Genomic DNA, 18,714 nt, shown 5'->3' with positions numbered 1-18,714 from the left:
GCAATGTTAACATGCCATGTATTTCAATGATGCGAAAAACCAGCAAAAGGACTTAGCTGCGACTTAAATTACGTGATCCCCTAAGTTGACTCGAAGTATTACCCAAGCATACACTCCGGCCCGTTATCATATTTTGGAGCCCCCTTTCATGGGCACTTGTTCGAGTCATAGTTGTTCCCGAATTCACTTCGGCATCGCATAACGGCACGATCACGTACTGGGCTCCCGACCCCACCGTCATCCGCCGCACGCGGGTGGTGGACCTCCATCAGACAACCTGAGATTCAAGCGCGCACGATTGCGGGCCCGCATCCACTGCGGAGAGCCTGATGTTCGCATCTATCACTACACGTCCCAACCGCTGGGACTGGGCATTGCTGCCGCTGGTACTGGCGGTACTGATTGCGGTCGCCTATGGCGCCATGCAAATGGCGCGCCCGTTCGTGCTTGGCCAACCGATGCCGGTCAGCCTGGACGCCCTGGCGCTGCCCTATTACCTCCTGCGCACCATCCTGCGCATGTTCGCCGCTATGGCGTTCTCGCTGCTGTTCGCCTTCGTGTTCGCGTCGGTGGCGGCCAAGTACCGCCAGGCCGAAAAGATCATGGTGCCACTGCTGGACGTGCTGCAGTCGGTGCCGGTGCTGGGCTTCCAGGCGATCGCCATTGCGCCCTTCATCGCCCTGTTCCCGGGCAGCCAGATGGGCGTCGAATGCGCGGCGATTTTCGCGATCTTTACTTCCCAGGCCTGGAATATGGCGTTCAGCCTGTACCAGTCGATGCGCGCCGTCCCGGCCGAACTGCATGAGGCAAGCCGCATGTTCCGGCTGTCGTCCTGGCAGCGCTTCTGGCGCCTGGAACTGCCTTTCGCCATGCCGGGACTGCTGTGGAACATGATGATGTCCATGTCGGGCGGCTGGTTCTTCCTGGTCGCGGCGGAAGCGATCTCCGTCGCCGGACAGGACGTCAAGCTGCCCGGCATCGGCGCCTATATCGCCGTCGCCATCGAGGCCGAAAACGGCCGCGCCATCGCCTGCGCCATCGGCGCCATGTTCGTCGGCATCGTCATGTACGACCAATTGTTCTTCCGCCCCCTGCTGGTGTGGGCCGACAAGTTCCGCTTCGAGGAATCGGAGGGCGACGTCGGCCGCCGTTCCTGGCTGCTGGACTGGGTGCGCCGCAGCCGCGTCGCCAGCCGCCTGAGCGACAAGGCCTGGACGCTGATGCGCGGCACCTTGGCCTGGTTCCCTGCTCGCCCCGTCAACATCGCCGCGGCGAACAAGCCGGCCAGCCGCTGGCGCCTGCCGGCCCGCGCCGCCGACACCATGCTGCTGGTGCTGGCCATCTGGGCCACTTACCGCGTCGCCGCCTTCATTCACACCGAGGTGGGCTGGCGCGAAGCGGCCAGCGTCTTCGGCCTCGGCCTGGCGACGCTGACCCGCGTGACGGTGCTGATCGCGCTGGCATCGCTGTTCTGGGTACCGGTGGCGATCTGGATCGGCCTGCGCCCGCGCTATGCCCAGAAGATCCAGGCCGTGGCCCAGTTCCTGGCGGCCTTCCCGGTCAACCTGCTGTTCCCGGTGGTGGTGTATTCCGTGCTGCACCTGGGGCTCAATCCAGACATCTGGCTCAGCCCACTGATGGTGTTCGGCACGCAGTGGTACATCCTGTTCAATGTGGTCGCGGGCGCCTCCACGCTGTCCAACGACCTGCGTCTGGCGGCGGCCAACCTGGGCTTGAAAGGCTGGCTGAAATGGAAGCGCATTTACCTGCCGGCGGTCTTTCCCAGCTACGTCACGGGCGCCATCACGGCTTCCGGCGGCTCGTGGAACGCCAGCATCGTGGCCGAATATGTCACCTGGGGCAAGACCACGCTGGTGGCGCATGGCCTGGGCAGCTATGTGAAGCAGATGACGGACGCCGGCGATTTTCCGCGCATTGCGCTGGGCATCGGCGTCATGTGCATCTTTGTAATGACAATCAACCGCTTCGTTTGGAGCCGTTTGTATCAGGAGCAGGTATGAAAGAAGATATCCTGGTCGACCTGCAAGGCGTCGGCAAATCCTTCCGCACTGGCGATGGCGCCAGCCGCACGGTGCTCGACGGCGTCGATTTTTCGCTGCAGTCGGGCGAGATCGTGGCGCTGCTCGGCAAATCCGGTTCCGGCAAATCGACGCTACTGCGCATCATTTCCGGCCTGGTGAAAGCCGATGCCGGCGTGGCCAAATACCGCGGCGCACCGCTGACCGAGCCGGTGCCGGGCATCGCCATGGTGTTCCAGTCCTTCGCCCTGTTCCCCTGGCTCACCGTGCAGCAGAACGTGGAGCTCGGGCTGGAGGCGCAGGGCGTGGCGCCGGCCGAACGGTCCGCGCGCAGCGAAGCGATGCTGGACCTGATGGGTCTTTCCGGCTTCGAAGGCGCCCTGCCGCGCGAACTCTCCGGCGGCATGCGCCAGCGCGTGGGCATTGCCCGCGCCCTGGTCACCAATCCGGACGTGCTGCTGATGGATGAGGCCTTCTCCGCGCTCGACGTACTGACCGGCGAAACCCTGCGCGACGACATCCTGGAGCTGTGGGACCACGGCCGCATCCCGACGCGCGGCATCCTGGTCGTCTCGCACAATATCGAGGAAGCGGTGATGATGTCCGACCGCATCATCCTGCTGTCCAGCGACCCAGGCCGCATCCGCACCGAAATCCGCATCGACCTGCCGCGCCCGCGCAACGCCGACAGCCCCGCCGTACGCCAGCTGGTGGACGAAGTGTACGGCCTGATGACCATGCGCCCCGTGCCTGCCGCCGGTCCGGCGCGCGAAGCCGGACCGGATTACCGCCTGCCGGACGCCGACATCGAACGCATCGAAGCCGTGCTGTCCCTGCTGGCATCGGCGCCTTTCGCCGGCCGCGCCGACTTGCCGCGCCTGTCCGACGAAAGCGAACTGCCGGACGAGGCGCTGTTCCCTGCCTGCGAAGCGCTGTCGCAGCTTGGCTTTGCCACGGTCGAAGGCGGCGACATCGCCATGACGGCGCTCGGCCGCCGCTACGAAGCCGCCGACCACGCGGCGCGCCAGGCCATCTTCGGCAGGCAGCTGCTCACGCAAGTCACGCTGCCGCAGCTTGTCTACGGCATGCTGCGCACGTCCGCCGACGGCGCCCTGCCCGAGGAGCAGGTGCTGTCGCTGCTGATGGAGTCGAGCGAACCGGAAGAAGCGCGCCGCATCATGCGTACCGCCGTCGAATGGGGGCGCTACGGGGAGATCTATGAATTCGACTTCCACACGCGCCGCCTGCGCCTCGCCTGAGCTGCGGGCCTTGCTGCTGGCTGCCGGCGCGCTGCTGGCGGCCCCCGCCTGGGCCGGCCGTCCGCTGGCCACCGACGACGCGACCATCCTCGATCCGCACGACTGCCAGGTCGAGGCCTGGCATCAGCACACCGGCAACCTGCGCGAATGGTGGGCCATGCCGGCTTGCCGCGTCGGCGACTGGGAGCTCGGCGCCGGCAAGGGGCAGGCGCGCGCGGCCGTCCTGCAGGCCAAGACGGTGCTGCGGACGCTCGGGCGGGACGGCTGGGCCCTCGGCCTCACCCTCGCCAGCCAGCATGGCGCGGCGCGCCAGGATACCGTCAACTTCCCGCTGTCGATGGCCTTCATGAACAGCGCCCTGCTGGTCCACCTGAATGCGGGCTGGATGCGCCAGCCTGCCGAGGCACCACGCGCGACCTGGAGCGCCGGCGGCGAATTCGCCTTCGCCCGGCGCTGGAGCGTTTCACTGGAGAGCTACGGCAGCCGGCACCGCGCGCCGACCAGGCAGCTGGGCCTGCGCTACACCTTGATCGACAACCGGCTTGACATGGACGCCAGCGTTGCCAAAGCCCCCAGTTCGGAACCACAGCTGGGCTTCGGCCTGACGTGGTCCCTGCCGCACTTGCTATACTGAGGTGATGAAAAAACTATTCGCCATCGTTGCCGCGGCATCCCTGCTGTCCGCCTGCGCCGGAGTCGGCCCGCAAAGTTTTTACGCCAACCCGTCTTCCGCCAGCCAGTTCCAGATGTGCAAGACACTCGCTACCGGCGCGCCCGATATGGACTTCGCCAATGCGCTGCGCATGGAACTGGGCCGGCGCGGCGTTGCCGAGTCGTCTTGCCCGGGCATCATCAAGCAACGCGAAACGCTGGTGACTGTAGGCGCGGTTGCTGGCGCTGTGGCACTGGTCGCCGCCGCGAGCAGGCATAGCGACGTCGGCGTCGGAGTTGGCGGCAGCGTCGGCGTGTACGGCGCCAGCGAGCCATCGCCCCAGCCGGTCGTCGTTCCTGTGAGCGACAGCGCCTGGGCCTGGGACCAATATACTGGGCAGAACGGCAGTGCAATCTGGACCTGCCGGGGCATCCAGACCGGCCTTCCCGCCGATCCCTCGTTTTGCGACGGCAAACCCATGGTCGATACCATGTGGCCGGGCCTTGGCGTCCCCTTCAGGTAGAGTTTTTCGCCGAGCCGCCCCCCAAGCGCAGCAGCTCTTCCGCAATATCCCCGTACACGCCAGAAACTGGCAATGGCGCTCGCCTGCACGATAGGTGCAGGCTTTCGCCATGTGCGCGCTGTACGCGGAGAATGATGGGGTTCTCTTCGAGGGGCTGCGAAATGAAAACCAGACACTTTCTTCTGCTTGCCGCCGTGGCGGCTGCACCGGCGTTCGCCGGCACGTTTGACGGCGGCATTCCGGCCGCATGGCGATGCCATGGCAGGTGCGGCACATCGCCCGCCGATGGCGTTGTGCCACTGGCGCCGGGCGGCGGCAGTGCGTATGCCTGGGTATCCAGCGCCGGCAGCACGGGCCAGGCCGCACTGCCTGGCGTCGGCGGCACCGGCGGTCCGTCGAACGGTTCGAGCCTGCGTTCCGTTTCCTTCAATGCCGCAGCAGGTTCCGCGCTGGACTTCCATTTCGATTATGTGACCTCGGATGGCGCGGATTTTGGGGACTACGCTTGGACGCGACTGCTCGACGCGGACAACACGCCGGTGGCGCTGCTGGTCACCGCCCGGTCCAACGCAAACGGCAATACCATTCCCGGCTTCGACATGCCTGCTCCCGAGGCAACGCTGACGCCCTTCCCGGTCGAGGTGGCGCACGGACAGACGTTATGGTCACCACTCGGCACATCGTCCGACAGGTGCTACGGCAGCGGCGCCTGCGGCGCCACCGGCTGGGTGCGGGCGCAGTATGAAATCGCCGACGCCGGCACCTACCGGCTGGAATTCGGCGTCACCAACTGGAACGACCATAACTTCGATTCCGGCCTGGCTTTCGACGCCATCACTGTGGACGGGGCCCCTTTGCCGGTCCCGCAACCGGCCCAATACGCGATGCTGCTGGCCGGTCTCGCCCTGCTAGGCAGGCTGAAGGGCCGGCCGCAGTGATCCGTATCGGCATCTCCGGCTGGCGCTACGCGCCCTGGCGCGGTGTGTTCTATCCGCCGGATCTGACGCAGTCACGCGAACTCGAATTCGCGTCGCGCGCCGTGCCCACCATCGAAATCAACGGTTCCTTCTATTCCCTGCAGCGACCGGAAAGCTACCAGGCCTGGTATCAGGCCACACCTGCGGGATTCGTGTTCGCCCACAAGGGCAACCGCTACATCACGCACATCCGCCGCCTGCGCGATCCTGAAAAGCCGCTGGCCAATGTGTTCGCCAGCGGTGTCCTGCTGCTGCGCGAAAAACTCGGTCCATTCCTGTGGCAGTTCCCGCCCAATTTCAAGTTCGACGCCGCGCTGTTCGAGCACTTTCTCAGCCTGCTGCCGCAGGACACGGAACAGGCTTCCGCCCTCGCCCGTAACTATGAGCCGCGCATGGATGGCCGTGCGGCGACGGAAACGGACGCGCGCCGCAAACTGCTGCATGCGGTCGAGATCCGCCACGATTCCTTCGCCGACCCCAGCTTTATACGGCTGCTGCGCAAGTACAAGGCCGCCCTGGTGGTCGCCGACACGGCCGGCAAATGGCCGGACTATGAGGATGTGACGGCCAACTTCATGTACCTGCGCCTGCACGGGGAAAAGGAGCTGTACGCCAGCGGCTACACGCCGCCATCGTTGGATCGCTGGGCCGAACGCATCCGGGCATGGGCAAGCGGTGCGCAGCCTGCCGACGCGAAATTGATCGCTGGCGCGGCGCCGCCAGCGCGCGCCAAGCGGGACATCTACTGCTACTTCGACAACGACGTGAAAGTGCACGCACCCTACGATGCGCGCAGCCTGGCGCAACGCCTACTCGGCTAGCGGCCGGCGCTGGGCGCGGTAGATGCCTGACTGGCCGGAGAACATGAAGGCCACGGCGCAGGCCAGCGCGGCATATGGGCCGATGGCTGGACCGAAAAGTTCCATCGCCATCACGGTACAGGCCAGGGGCGTATTCGCCGCGCCGGCGAAGACCGCCACGAAGCCGATCGCGGCCAGCAACGGGAATGGCAGGTGCAGGATTGGCGCCAGCACATTGCCCAGCGTCGCCCCGATATTGAACAGCGGCGTCACCTCGCCGCCCTTGAAACCGGCGCCCAGCGAACCCACGGTGAACACGAACTTGCCCAGCCAATCCCACCAATCCAGCGGAATCCGGAAAGCCTCGACCATCGGGCCGATGCCCAGCCCCAGATAGCGGTGCAGGTCGATGCCGCACGCGCTGGCGACGCCAACCACGACGGCGATGACGGCGCCGCCCATCAGGGGCCGCAATGGGGCGTAGGCAATCCGCTCCTTGAACCACGCCGACAGCGCATGCGTGGCGGTAGCGAATGCCCGCCCGACCAAGCCGAACACCACGCCCGCCGCCACAATGGCCGCCAGCGACAGCAGCAGCGGCCCATCCGGCGCGCCCAGCGCACCCGCAGGATAATGCGTATGGCCGACGCCCCATGCCCAGGTCACCTGGTCGGCCAAGAGGGCCGCCAGCATGCAGGGATATATCGCGGCCAGGCGCATCCGCCCTACCACCAGCACTTCCAGCCCGAAGACCGCCCCGGCAAGCGGCGTGCCGAAGACGGACGCGAATCCGGCGCTGATACCGGCCATCAGCACCGTGCTGCGGTCCTCGCGCTGCAGCCGGAAGACATGCGTCAATTGGTCGGCCAACGCGCCGCCCATCTGCACCGCCGTGCCTTCGCGGCCAACCGATGCGCCGAACAGATGCGACACCACGGTGCTGCACAGGATCAGCGGCGCCAGGCGCAGCGGCACCACATTCTTCGGATCGTGGATCTCGTCGATCAGCAGGTTGTTGCCTGCCTCCACCCGGCTGCCGACGTGCAGGTAAATCCAGCCGACGGCAAAGCCGGCCAGCGGCAGCAGCCAGACCACCCAGCGATAGGCCTCGCGCCAGGCGGTGGCGACGTCAAGGGCCACCAGGAAAAAGGCGGACGCGCTGCCCGCCAGCGCGGCGACGATGCCGGCCAGCAAGCTCCATTTTCCGAGGTAGCGTAATTGCTTAATGATGATCGTGCCCCTTCTTGTCGCGCGTCACCTCCAGCGGCGTGACGCCAGCCGGCGCGGGAGCGCTCGGCGCCGACACGGCGGGCGGCAGTTCGCCAGTCCATTCGTAGGCGGTGCTGCCTTGGGGCGCTTTGTACCAGCCAGGATCGCTGTAGTCGCCCCGCTTCTGGTCCGGACGCACCTTCATCAGGGTGAACATGCCGCCCATCTCGATTTCGCCGTACGGACCCGTGCCGGTCATCATCGGCAGCGTGTTTTCCGGGATTTCCATCTCCATGCCGCCCATTGCCCCGCCCTTGTCGCCCATGGCCATATAGCCGGGCACCAGCTTGCCGATCTTTTCGGCGATGCCGCTGTGGTCCACGCCGATCATGGTCGGCACATTGTGGCCCATGGCGTTCATGGTGTGGTGCGACTTGTGGCAATGGAAGGCCCAGTCGCCCGGATTGTCGGCGATGAATTCAATCGCCCGCATCTGTCCCACCGCGACATCCGTGGTCACTTCGGGCCAGCGCGCGGTCGGCGGAATCCAGCCGCCATCGGTGCCGGTGACCGCGAACCGGTGGCCGTGGATATGGATCGGATGGTTGGTCATGGTCAGGTTGCCGGCGCGGATGCGCACACGGTCGCCCTGCCGCACGACCAGCGGGTCGATGGCGGGGAATACGCGGCTGTTGAAGGTCCAGATATTAAAGTCCGTCATCGTGTTGACCTTGGGGACCATGCTGCCCGGTTCGATATCGTAAGCGCTGAGAAGGAAGACGAAATCGCGGTCCACCGCATGCTGGCGCGGGTCTTTCGGGTGCGTCACCCAGAAGCCCATCATGCCCATCGCCATCTGCGTCATCTCGTCAGCATGGGGATGGTACATGAAAGTGCCCGCATGTTTGGCTACAAATTCATAGACAAAGGTCTTGCCGGGTTTGATCGCGGGCTGGCTCACGCCGGACACGCCGTCCATCCCGCTCGGCAGGATCTGGCCGTGCCAGTGCACGCTGGTATGCTCGGGCAGCTTGTTGGTGACGAAGATGCGCACCCGGTCGCCCTCCACCACTTCGATGGTCGGGCCCGGACTCTGGCCGTTGTAGCCCCACATCCGGGCAACCATGCCGGGCGCGATTTCGCGCAGCACCGGTTCGGCCACCAGGTGGAACTCCTTGACGCCGTCCTTCATGCGCCACGGCAGGCTCCAGCCGTTCAGCGTGACCACCGGGTTGTATGGGCGGCCGTTGGGCGGCATCAGCGGCGGCGTGGTGGCAGCGCCCGACTGCACCGGAGCCTCCGGCAAACCGGCGGCGCCGGCACGGCTCACCAGTCCAGCGCCGATCAGTGCGGCAGCGCCGTTGGCAAGGAAAGAACGACGGTTGCTCATTGCTGTACTCCTTTACCGCCAATCGCGGCGTCCAGATTGGCGTCCGCGATCCAGTATTCCTTGAGCGCGGTGATGTAGTTGTTGACGGCGGCGGTCTGTTCGCGGGCATCGGCCAGCAGCTCGAACACGGACAGCAGCATGCCGTTGTAGCGCAGCAGGGTCTCCTCCGAGATCTTCTGGCGCAGCGGAATCACCACATCGCGGTAATGCGTGGCCAACTGGTAGGAAGCCTGGTAATCCTGGTAGCGCTCGCGCGCCTCGCTGCGGGCGTTGACGGCGGCCGCCGCCAGCAGGTTGAGCGACTGCATATAGGTAGCCTCGGCACGCGCCACGCGGGCGCCGCCCCAATCGAACAGCGGTACTTCCAGCGAAATTTCATAGCCATGCGAACGGCGCTCGCCTTCTTTTTCGCTGATGCCGCTCAATTCCAGCACATTGATGAAGCGCGTGGTCCGGGTCAGGCCCAGTGCATCGGCGGTGTGCTGCGCGGACAGGCGGGCTGCCTGCACGTCCAGCCGGTCGCGCATGGCGGCGGCTTCCGCATCGGCCACGGTGCGCGGACTGGCGGGCAATTCGGGCAAACGCGCCGGCAGACGGTAAGTCCCGGCCTCCGGACCGGACAGGCCGAGGAGACGCGTCAGCTTTTCGCGGCTTGCCGTGGCAGCCTTGCGGGCGCGCGCGACGTCGGCCATGGCATCGGCGTGGAAAGCCTGCTCGCGCGCGGCGTCGTATCTGCTCCAGTTGCCGGCCGCCTGCATGCGCTTGGCCAGCTCGCCGCTGGCTTCGGCGGCATCGCTGATCTGCTGCGCGTATTCCACGCCCTGCTGCGCCGCAACCGCTTCGATCCAGGCCAGGCGGGCCTGGTGGGCCATGGCGAGCGCGTCGCCGGCCAGCGCCAGCTTGACTTGTTCGAAGCGCCGCCGTTCCAAACGATTGGCGAGCGGCAGAGTCAACAGCTGGACAAAGTTCATGCTCAGCGTGCGCTCGATGGCGACTTCTCCGCCGCCGTGGGTGCGTTTGAAACTGAAACCGGGATTGGCCAGGCGGCCGGCCTGCACCAGTTCCGCCTCGGCGACGCCGAGATCCCAGTAGCGCGCCTGCAGGCTGCGGTTGTTCAACAGCGCGACCTGGACGGCCGCATCGGCGCCGAGCGGTTCGGCCAGCAGCGTTTTCAGCTGCTCGTCCAGCGCGCGCCGGTCCTCATCGTTGCGCAGCATGCGCGTCTCGGCGCCGCTGCGGCTCCTGGTGGCTTGCGCTACCGCGCCGAAACCGCCATGGTTCGAAAACGTGGCGCAACCGGACAGCAGCGCAGCTCCGGCGGCCAAGGCCGCCAGCTTGAATGCTTGGTTCATGTTTGTCTTATCCTTGCTTAGTCGTCCTGCGCGGGCGCGCAGGAAGGGGCCAGCCGCCAGGGCCGGCATGGATCAGGCGAGGATTGCCCGCGGCGGGCGTTTGGGGAGGGCGAGATCGACCGGCGGCGGCGGCATGGCCTCCGGCAGGCGCAGGCGCTCGGCGCGCTGCGGCTGAGCAGCCGCCTGCGGCAAGGCATAGGCCAGTGCGGCGCCGACGCAGCAATGTCCCATGGCGTTGCCGTGGGAACCGCCGGCGCAGTGCGCGCCGCCGTCGTCGTGCTGGGCCGAAGCCTGCATGGCCGCATGATCGTGCCCTGCGGCCTGCGCCACCGGCTTGGCGGCGCCGCACAGCAGCATGCTGGCCGCAGCAAAGCCCTGGAAGGGCAAAGCCACCAGCATCAGCCACAGCACAATGACACGGATCATGGATTTCATGGGCAGCGATCTTATCATGCCCTGCTTAGAAATAGCTTACCAGGCGCAGGTAGGCGCCCCGTCCCAGCGCCAGCCGCGCCGTCCCGCCGAATTCCTCGTGCACGCGGTCCAAGGCATTGCTGGCGCCCAGCGCCAGTTCCAGGCCCGGCTTCAGCTGCCAGTTGAAATTCACGTCTAGCGCCGTATAGCCGGCCACCGTGGAGAAGCGCAGCGGCCCGACATAGCGCAGGGTCACATCCAGGTCGCGGCCTTCCCCCAGCGTCAGCGAGGAACGCAGCTTCGCCATTCGGCGCGGGTCGGTATTGCCACGCACGGACAGGTTCAGGAAGTCGGTCTCGCCCGCCTTGATGGAAAATTCCTCGTGCATCACCGTCAGCCCCGCGCCCAGCCGCCACGCCGGCGTCGCCTGGTAGCTGCCCCAGGCTTCCAGCCCGCGCGTCTCGCCCACCATGCCGTTGCCGATCTGGTATAGCAAGGGCCGCACCGGCTTGATGGTGCGCAGGTGGTCGTACAGCGCCCGGTACAGGGTGACGGAATAGCTGGCGCGGCTGCCGAACTGCTGGCGCAGGCCCAGTTCAAGCACCCGGGCCGTCTCCGATTCGAAATCCGGCCCGCCGGCCAGCGCGCCGCGGGAACCGGCATTGATATAGATCTCGCGGTCAACGCGCGACGGCGCGCGCACCGTGCGCGACAAGGCGGCCCACCAGAAGGTCGATGGCGTCGCTTTCCAGGCCAGGCGCAAGTTGGGCAGCAGCTCGGTGCCCGTGTACATATTGCGTTCGACCCGCAGGCCGCCCGTCAGGTTCACCTTATCGCCCAGCGCGATCGTATCCTGCCCGAACAGGCTGGCCCAATGCATGTTCGCGCGGTCTGGACGGAAACCGGTGCCGCTGACATTCGTCACCTGATCGCGCCCGGCGCGGTATTCCGCGCCCAGCGCCAAGGTATGCCGGCCCAGCGGCGAGAAGTTGTAAAGGCCCTGCACGTCGACGATATCCAGGGTTTCCTGGAACATGCCAGTCAGGTCGCGCTCTGTGCGGTCGTAGTAGGCCTGCAGGGCAAGGCTCGCATCATGCTCGAATTGGCGGGTCCAATGCCCCATGAGATTAGCGCCGCGCATGGACGCGGCCAGCGGCCAGGCGATGGTCTGCGTCGGGATCTGCCCCTCGCCGGTACGGTAAGCGTCGCCTTGCAACGTGAATGCATCGCTGCCACGCAGCCAGTCGGCACGGAAGCCCGCCTGCGCCGTGTGCCAGGCATCGCCCAGCGCCGCGCCGTTCAGCGTTTCGCCGTGCGGCATGGCGTAATCCATGCCGTAGGCGCGCCATGCCCCATCGGCCATCGCCCCGCCGTAGCGGAAGGCCGCGCCGGACTGGTCCTGGCCCCAGCGCAGGTCGGCCATCGCGCCCGCCGTCGCCTCTGCGCTCTTGGTGATCACATTGATGACACCATTCACGGCATTGGTGCCCCACAGGGTGCCGCCAGGACCGCTGACCACCTCGATGCGTTCGATACTATCCATCGGCAGCTGCTGCACATCCCAGAACACGCCGGCAAACAAGGGCGTATAGACAGAGCGTCCATCGATCATGACAAGCTGCTTGTTGGCGCTATTGCCGGAGAAACCGCGTGCGGTGATGGTGTAGCCGCCGACCGGCGCCTGCGCCACGTGCAGATTGGGTGCAAGGCGCAGCGCCTCAGCCAGGCTGCGCGCGCCGCTGCGCCGGATATCGTCAGCGCTGATGACGAACACGGAAGCCGGCGCATCGCCCAGCCTCTCCTCGCGTTTCGAAACGGACACCACGCGCACATCGCTCAATTCTTCCAGCGACAGGTTGGCGAAATTTTCCGGCACAGCCGTGCCCTCGGCCGCGGCGCGTGCCGACAATCCATGACTGCCGATGCAGCCCGTGGCCAGTCCCCACATCAGTGAATAGCCTGCCTTGCGCATGGCTGCCTCTCTTTTAGGAAGCACTGTGGAACGATCTTAGCATGGCGATAGTTTTTCCCGCCACACGTGTTGCTTGCATCGCAAAACGCATAAGACTCGCCCGCCATAGCGGGATTCTTTATAATGATGGGGCTTGATTCATCCTACTATCTTGCTATGAAGCCTCAGATCCACGGTTTTTACGACCCCATTACGTCCACCGTCAGCTATGTGGTTTATGAAGCGGACGGCAGCGCTTGCGCCATCGTCGACTCGGTGCTGGATTACGATCCGAAATCCGGCCGCACCTCCACGGCCGCCGCCGACAAGATCATCGCCTTCGTGCGCGAACACCGTCTGGACGTCAGCTGGCTGCTGGAAACCCATGCCCACGCCGACCACCTGTCGGCCGCGCCCTATCTGCAGGAAAAGCTGGGCGGCCGCATCGGCATCGGCGCCGGGATCTGCAAGGTGCAGCACTCCTTCTCCGCGATTTTCAACCGCAAAGGCGAAAAAGAAGACGGCTCCCAATTCGGTCACCTGTTCGAAGCGGACGAAGTCTTCATGATCGGAAAGCTCGAAGCGCGCGCCATGCACGTGCCGGGCCACACGCCGGCCGACATGGCCTACCAGGTGGGCGACGCCGTGTTTGTGGGCGACACGATGTTCATGCCGGATGTGGGCAGCGCGCGCTGCGATTTCCCCGGCGGCTGCGCCAGCGATTTGTTCCAGTCCGTGCACCGGCTGCTGTCGCTACCGGATGAGACGCGCCTGTTCATGTGCCACGACTACCCGCCGGCCGGGCGCGAGCCGCGCTGGGAAGTGACGGTAGCCGAGCAGCGCGCCGCCAACATCCATCTGCGCGACGGCGTCAGCGAAGAAGAATTCGTGGCCATGCGCACCAAGCGCGATGCCACGCTGCAGATGCCGGTGCTGATCCTGCCGGCGATCCAGGTCAACCTCAGCGCTGGCCACCTGCCGGAAGCCGAAGAGAACGGCGTGCGCTACCTCAAGATCCCCCTCAACGCACTCTGACAGCCCAGTCCGTGGCAACCTTGGGGTCAGGCTCTTGGGTTGCCACGCGTGGCAACCCAAGAGCCTGACCCCAAGGTTGCCACGGACTCTGCTTATTTCAGCGGTTCCGGGGAGCGGCCGATCGGGTCGTCGGTGTTGGCCAGGTACCAGGCCAGGGCCGACATCACAGCCACGTGCTTCCTCATATTCACCGGGTCAACCTTGTCGAAGGTGTCGGCCGGCGTGTGGTGGTAATTGAAGTAGGCGCTGGTATCGACGTACGGCATGAAGGACGGCACACCGCCCGCCTCCAGCTGGTGCACGTCCGAGCCGGATGCCGAATCGCGGCGGTTGAATACGCCCGCGCCGATCGGCAGCAGTGCATTGGTCAAGGGCGAGAAGTACTTCTCGGCTTCGCGCCGCACGCTGCCCATGATGCCGAAGGTGCGGCCCACGCCGCCATCGGTCTCAATCGCCGCGAACTGCTTTTCCAGCTTGCCTTTGTTGGCCTCGAAGTAGGCGGTACCGCCGCGCAGGCCGTTTTCCTCGTTCGCCCACGCCACCATGCGAATGGTGCGGCGCGGCTGCAGGCCCAGTTGTTTCAGCGTCTGCAGCACGCCCATCGAGGTGGTGACGCCGGTGCCGTCGTCGTGCGCGCCGGTGGCCAGGTCCCAGGAATCCAGGTGGCCCGATACGATCACCACTTCGTCGGTTTTGTCGCTGCCCGGCAGGTCGGCGATCACGTTGAAGGTGTCGGCGTCCGGCAGGATTTGCGGGGTCAGGGTCAGCTTCATCCTGACCGGGCCGCGCTTCATCAGGCGCACGATCAGCATGGAGTCTTCGGCCGTCACCGCAGCGGCCGGAATGCGCTGTTCATCCTTCAAATTGGTGGCGCCGGTGTGCGGCAGGCGGTAGTCGGCGCCGCCCACGGAGCGCACCAGGGCCGCCACGGCGCCCAGTTCCGCCGCCATGCGCGGGCCGTTGCTGCGGTAGCGCGAACCCTGGCCATAGGCGTTGCCGGCCAGGCCGCGGTCGGCCATTTCCTGGTCGAAGGCGACGTCGAACAGCACGATGGCGCCCTTCACTTCGGCGGCGCGGGCTTTCAGTTCATCGAAGTCGCGTACGACCACGATCGGCGCGGTCAGGCCCGCGGCCGGGGTGGCGCCGGATCCGCCCAGGGCCGTCAGCACCACTTTCTGGGTGATATTGCCCGGACGGCCTATGTATTCGACCAGTTCGCCCTTCTCTTCGCCGCGCACCCAGTGCGGCACCTTGACCGGCTGCAGCGTCACTTTGGCGCCCAGGGCGCGCATGGCGGCGGCGACCTGCTCAACGGCGGCGGCGCCGCCTTCCGAACCGGACAGGCGCGGGCCGACCAGGTCGGTCAAGTCTTCCAGGCGCTGGTAGGCGTAGTCGCTTTGCATGGCGGCGTCGCGGATCTTGCCAAGCGTGGCGGCGTCGTTCGGGCTGGCAGCGCTGGCGATGCCGGAGAAGCCTGCGCCCAGCAGGCAGACAAACAGGGCGGACAATGCGGGCTTGCGGAGGTTCATGCGTTTCCTGTGAGAAGGTTAAGTTTCGCTCTGAACTTGAAACAATAGCGTATTTAATATTTTTCTGCAGGAAGGGCAACTTAACGATACAAATCTGCGCGCCCGGGGAGTTTGTAAGAATGTGTATATGCACTGGCGCAATGTTTTGCGCTTGGATAATCTACGCTCTAACAAAGATTGAAAGGGGACTTACCATGTTCAACAAACGTTTTGCCGGGCTGATGCTGATGGGCGCAGCCCTGAGCGCTTCCTCCGCCGCTTTCGCAGCAGGCGACCGTGACTTCAACACCGCAGCTGGCGCAGTGATCGGCGCCGCGATCGGCAGCCACAATGGCGGCACCGGCGGTGCCGTGGTCGGCGGGCTGGTGGGCGCCGCGGTTGGTAATTCCCTGCCGTCGGGCCGCAGCCGCGGCTATACGGAAACCCGCGTCTACTCGCAGCCGGCACCGGTCTACTACGAACCGGCCCCGGTCTACTACACGCCGCCGCCACGCGTCTATTACGAGCCGGCCCCGCGTGTCTACTATGAACCGGCCCCGGTCTACGTCGAGCCGCGCCCGGTGTACTACTACGGTGAACGCCACCACCATCACCACCACGGCCGCTGGTAAGCCAGGGCCGGCGAAAAAAGGGACAGGCCTTGGCCATGTCCCTTTTTTTGTTTTGATCATTGCAATTTCGATATCAAAATGTTGCGCTTTTGGCGCACTGGGAATACAGGGGTAAAAACAGCGCTGATCAAGGGAAGGCCAGGTTGCCAAGGCCGGTGAAAAACGCGTAAAGTTGCGTTATCCCTAGAACTGTTTTCCCATGAACAAGTGCTGTAACCCAGACCATCCGCATTGCACCTACTGGGTCATGCCAGGGGAAAGCGCGTGCGCGGGCGGACACTCCCAACCAGCTGCTGAGGCTGAAAACAACAGTTTCGGCCTGCTGAGCGCCATGCGCGATGCCCGCAGCGGCCCGCCTGCCGCCCCCCTCGCCGGCTATTCGGCCCCAGCACGGGTTCATCCTCAATTGCACATCAGCGGTTTCGATCCGCGCGCGGCCGGCGGCCGCCAATCCCTGAAAATGGAGCTGCGCGGCATGCCGCAGGATTGCGCGCCGCAGCTGTCGGTCCAGCTGCGCGCGGAACTGATCCCGCATGGCTCGCTGCGACAGCAGTTCATCCGCTCCGTGCATGGCGACTGGCGCCCCGTGTTCGTGGAATTCTCGTCGCGCGGCAAGGAGCACGGCCAATACCAGATCCATGCCGAAATCGTCAGCAAGGCCGACGCTGGGCAGCGCCAGTGGGAGTGCACGTTTGTCATCCTGGTGCCGCGGGTCGACGCCAGCCTGAGCGAAATCCACCGCACCTTCCTCAGCACCCACAAAAATGTGCGCGTGATGGCCGACGATGCCGCCATCGCGCGGGTATCGGGCCAGGGCGGCCACACGATGGACATCGACGTCACGGCGCGCAATGCCGGCATCGCCCACCTCGACCTGGGCGCGCCGCCCGGCAAGGTCGATGTCGGCTATTCGACCATCGCCTGGGACGAAGACCTGATCGAAATCGAGCAGCCGCGCGGCGGCCCGTCTCACCCCCACCCTACCCTGGCGGCCAGCTTCATCAACGCCGCCCCGGAAAACGGCGCTTGCCGCCATATCCGCCTGTTCGCGATGGAGGAAGTATCGTTCGGCCGGTTTGAACAGGCCGAGCCGGAAGCCGACGTGCTGCTGCACCATTTCAGCGCCGAGGGTCCCGACGCCGCGGGACTGACGCGTCGCCTGTCCGGCCGCCATGCGGTGATCCGGCGCACCCGCAACGGTTTCGAAATCGAGGATGTGTCGCGCTACGGCCTGCTGCTGGACGGCGCCTGGCCGGGCAAGAACAAGCCGGCGCCGCTGCGCACCGGCATGAAAATCGAGATGAGCGCCAGCATCAAGGGCATCGTGCTGCTGGAAGTCAGCGCCGTCATGCCGCATGGCGTGATCCTCCATCGCATCGATGAGGGCGCGCGCGCGGAATGCTTTGTGCTGCTGGCGGCGGACACCCATCCCGGCTATCCGCTACCGCGCCACAATGCCCTGCCGAAAGCGACCAGCCTGCCGCTGCTGATGCACCACCAGGGCGGCTTCTGGCATATCGACCAGCTGACCGGCAAGGAAACCGCGCTGGCGCCGACGCCCAAGCAGGAGAAGCTGAGCCGTGTTCCGGCCCACACCCGCTTCGCCAGCGATCCTTACCCGGAACACTGGATCGTGCGCAGCGGCGCCGCGCACCTGCCGCCGGCCGAAGCCCCCGCTTAAGTGGAAACCGGCCTTTTCGGCAGCGGAATGAATTCCGTCTCGCCGGGTACCATGTCGAAACGCTGAGCTTCCCAGTCGTCGGCCGCCTGCATCAGGCGCTCCTTGCTGGACGAGACGAAATTCCAGAACAGGAAACGATGGCCGTCCAGCGGCTCACCGCCGATGATGACGAACTGCGCGTCTTCCAGCGCGCTCACGCGCTGCGCCGCCGAGGTATCGAGCAGGGACATGGTGTTCGGCGCGACCGCCTCACCGTCGATCTCCAGCACGCCGCTGACCGGATACACGGCCGCTTCCGGCGGAAGACCAGTCAGGGGCAGATGCTGCCCTGCCTTCAGGATGACATCCAGGTACAGTGTGCGGCTGAAGGTCTTCACCGGCGAGGTCTTGCCGAAGGCCGAGCCAATCAGCACGCGCACCTTGGCGCCGTCGACTTCCGTTTCAGGAATCTCGGCGGCAGGCGTGTGCGAGAACGAAGGCGCGTCTTCCTCATGCGCCTTGGGCAGCGCGGCCCACAGCTGCAGGCCGTGCTTGCGGTGCTGCACGCCGGCCAGGTCCTTCGGGGTGCGCTCGGAGTGCACGATGCCGCGGCCCGCCGTCATCCAGTTGATGGCGCCAGGTTCGATACGCTGCAGCGTGCCCAGGCTGTCGCGGTGCTCCATCGCACCTTCGAACAGGTAGGTCACGGTGGCCAGGCCGATATGCGGATGCGGCCGCACGTCGTGGTTGGCGTTTGCCGGTACCTCGACCGGGCCGAAATGGTCGAAGAAAATGAACGGGCCCACGGCCTGTTTGGCGGCGGCCGGCAGGTAGCGGCGCACGACAAGTCCGCCGCCCAGGTCTTTTTCATGGCCTTTCAGGGATTGCGCAATGCTCATGCCGATTGCCCCAGTACGGTGGTGATTTCGGTGGTCACGGCCGTCATCAGCTTGTGCACCGGGCACTTCTGCGAGACAGCCAGCAATTCTTCGCGCTGCTCTTCGCTCAGCTCGCCGGTCAGGTGCAGCGTGGCGGCCAGGCGGTAGACGCCCTTGCGCTCTTCGCTGGCATCGCGTTCAGTGCTTACCTGCACGTCTTCGACGGGAATACCCTTGCGGCGGGCGTACCAGATCACGGTCAAGGCCTTGCAGGCGCTGATGGCGGCGTCGTACAGGTCGTGCGGCGAAGGGCCGGCATCGTTGCCGCCTTCTTCAATGGTGCCGTCGACGGAGACGATATGATTGCGCACGTGCAGGACGCTGCGCATCGGGAGCGACTGGTCGCGGACTACTTTTACGGTCATGTTGATTCCC

At 65.6% G+C, this 18,714-nt stretch carries 17 protein-coding genes; 9 read left to right on the top strand and 8 right to left on the bottom strand.

The features are described 5' to 3' along the window. Positions 1-329: 329 nt before the first annotated feature. The 6 genes from H597_RS0112420 to H597_RS30670 all read left to right on the top strand — a co-directional run bounded on the left by H597_RS0112420 (position 330) and on the right by H597_RS30670 (position 6,271). Positions 330-2,021 (top strand): ABC transporter permease, encoded by a 1,692-nt coding sequence (locus H597_RS0112420; protein ID WP_035374033.1) that lies wholly within the window; start codon positions 330-332, stop codon positions 2,019-2,021. Continuing rightward, positions 2,018-3,298, top strand: a complete 1,281-nt coding sequence (locus tag H597_RS0112415; RefSeq protein ID WP_028102435.1) for an ABC transporter ATP-binding protein — start codon at positions 2,018-2,020, stop codon at positions 3,296-3,298. The genes H597_RS0112420 and H597_RS0112415 overlap by 4 nt, the downstream gene beginning before the upstream one ends. Continuing rightward, positions 3,258-3,932: a PA4824 family protein gene (locus tag H597_RS30675; RefSeq protein WP_051293737.1), complete on the top strand. Its 675-nt coding sequence runs from the start codon at positions 3,258-3,260 to the stop codon at positions 3,930-3,932. The genes H597_RS0112415 and H597_RS30675 overlap by 41 nt, the downstream gene beginning before the upstream one ends. A 4-nt stretch (positions 3,933-3,936) precedes the next feature. Further along, positions 3,937-4,473: a hypothetical protein gene (locus tag H597_RS0112405; RefSeq protein WP_028102434.1), complete on the top strand. Its 537-nt coding sequence runs from the start codon at positions 3,937-3,939 to the stop codon at positions 4,471-4,473. Positions 4,474-4,634: 161 nt separating this feature from the next. Beyond that, positions 4,635-5,411 (top strand): NF038132 family protein, encoded by a 777-nt coding sequence (locus H597_RS0112400; protein ID WP_028102433.1) that lies wholly within the window; start codon positions 4,635-4,637, stop codon positions 5,409-5,411. Continuing rightward, positions 5,408-6,271, top strand: a complete 864-nt coding sequence (locus H597_RS30670) for a DUF72 domain-containing protein (protein WP_035374031.1) — start codon at positions 5,408-5,410, stop codon at positions 6,269-6,271. Before H597_RS0112400 ends, H597_RS30670 begins: the two co-directional genes overlap by 4 nt. Here H597_RS30670 and H597_RS0112390 read toward each other — a convergent pair. From H597_RS0112390 to H597_RS0112370, 5 genes are all read right to left on the bottom strand, one after another. Continuing rightward, positions 6,260-7,444 (bottom strand): voltage-gated chloride channel family protein, encoded by a 1,185-nt coding sequence (locus H597_RS0112390; protein WP_229632159.1) that lies wholly within the window; start codon positions 7,442-7,444, stop codon positions 6,260-6,262. The two genes, H597_RS30670 and H597_RS0112390, sit on opposite strands and share 12 nt — an antisense overlap. 28 nt (positions 7,445-7,472) lie before the next feature. Further along, positions 7,473-8,849, bottom strand: coding sequence for a multicopper oxidase family protein (locus H597_RS0112385; protein WP_028102431.1), 1,377 nt, complete (start codon positions 8,847-8,849; stop codon positions 7,473-7,475). Further along, a complete protein-coding gene (locus H597_RS30665) occupies positions 8,846-10,201 on the bottom strand; it encodes a TolC family protein (protein ID WP_051293735.1) in 1,356 nt (451 codons plus the stop codon). Before H597_RS30665 ends, H597_RS0112385 begins: the two co-directional genes overlap by 4 nt. A 72-nt stretch (positions 10,202-10,273) precedes the next feature. Next, complete coding sequence (locus tag H597_RS0112375; protein WP_154668080.1) at positions 10,274-10,636, bottom strand: hypothetical protein; 363 nt, start codon at positions 10,634-10,636, stop codon at positions 10,274-10,276. Between the two features lie 25 nt (positions 10,637-10,661). Beyond that, a complete protein-coding gene (locus H597_RS0112370) occupies positions 10,662-12,587 on the bottom strand; it encodes a TOL_0244 family TonB-dependent receptor (RefSeq protein WP_051293734.1) in 1,926 nt (641 codons plus the stop codon). A gap of 156 nt (positions 12,588-12,743) precedes the next feature. Between H597_RS0112370 and H597_RS0112365 the strand changes: the two genes are divergently transcribed. Continuing rightward, the gene (locus H597_RS0112365) at positions 12,744-13,601 is read left to right on the top strand and encodes an MBL fold metallo-hydrolase (protein WP_028102428.1); all 858 of its coding nucleotides are present in this window, start codon (positions 12,744-12,746) and stop codon (positions 13,599-13,601) included. Between the two features lie 92 nt (positions 13,602-13,693). On the opposite strand, the gene H597_RS0112360 is transcribed toward H597_RS0112365, so the two are convergent. Further along, complete coding sequence (locus H597_RS0112360; protein ID WP_028102427.1) at positions 13,694-15,130, bottom strand: M20/M25/M40 family metallo-hydrolase; 1,437 nt, start codon at positions 15,128-15,130, stop codon at positions 13,694-13,696. A 194-nt stretch (positions 15,131-15,324) separates the two neighbouring features. Between H597_RS0112360 and H597_RS0112355 the strand changes: the two genes are divergently transcribed. Both H597_RS0112355 and H597_RS0112350 read left to right on the top strand, forming a co-directional pair. After that, positions 15,325-15,741, top strand: a complete 417-nt coding sequence (locus tag H597_RS0112355; protein ID WP_028102426.1) for a glycine zipper 2TM domain-containing protein — start codon at positions 15,325-15,327, stop codon at positions 15,739-15,741. Positions 15,742-16,072: 331 nt separating this feature from the next. Then, on the top strand, positions 16,073-17,422 hold the full coding sequence (locus H597_RS0112350; protein WP_307579631.1) for an FHA domain-containing protein: 1,350 nt from the start codon (positions 16,073-16,075) through the stop codon (positions 17,420-17,422). Here the strand turns inward: H597_RS0112350 and H597_RS0112345 are convergent. Next, positions 17,419-18,300 (bottom strand): pirin family protein, encoded by an 882-nt coding sequence (locus H597_RS0112345; RefSeq protein ID WP_028102424.1) that lies wholly within the window; start codon positions 18,298-18,300, stop codon positions 17,419-17,421. The genes H597_RS0112350 and H597_RS0112345 overlap by 4 nt on opposite strands. After that, positions 18,297-18,704: an OsmC family protein gene (locus H597_RS0112340; RefSeq protein WP_028102423.1), complete on the bottom strand. Its 408-nt coding sequence runs from the start codon at positions 18,702-18,704 to the stop codon at positions 18,297-18,299. The genes H597_RS0112345 and H597_RS0112340 overlap by 4 nt, the downstream gene beginning before the upstream one ends. Positions 18,705-18,714: the final 10 nt, after the last annotated feature.

Source organism: Pseudoduganella violaceinigra DSM 15887 (assembly GCF_000425385.1).
GTDB lineage: Bacteria > Pseudomonadota > Gammaproteobacteria > Burkholderiales > Burkholderiaceae_D > Rugamonas > Rugamonas violaceinigra.
Note: the sequence above shows the minus strand (reverse complement) of the source record. Positions and strands in the feature narration are given on the sequence as shown.